This window comes from Neisseria sp. P0009.S007 (assembly GCF_051962515.1).
Map to the genome: position 1 here is coordinate 1 of NZ_JBQCVF010001296.1, position 235 is coordinate 235.

The 235-nt window shown below is 57.9% G+C and carries 1 protein-coding gene; it reads right to left on the reverse strand.

Translation table 11 applies throughout. From position 1 onward, the window contains the following. A partial coding sequence (locus tag ACTHS3_RS18675; protein WP_440368902.1) for a TCP-1/cpn60 chaperonin family protein occupies window positions 1-235 on the reverse strand: 235 nt, incomplete at both ends.

Consider the following 235-nt stretch of genomic DNA (forward strand, 5'->3'; position numbering starts at 1 on the left):
CAGCGATAATGCAGTCTGAGGTCAGCATCAGGCCGGCGATAGATGCGGCGTGTTGCAGCGCAGAACTGGTTACTTTGGCAGGGTCGAGTACGCCCATTTCGATCATGTCGCCGTATTCCCCGGAGCCTGCGTTGTAACCGTAGTTGCATTTGCCATCCAGCACTTTGTTCAAGACCACGCTAGGCTCGCCGCCAGCGTTGGCAAAGATTTGGCGCACCGGAGACTCAACGGCGCG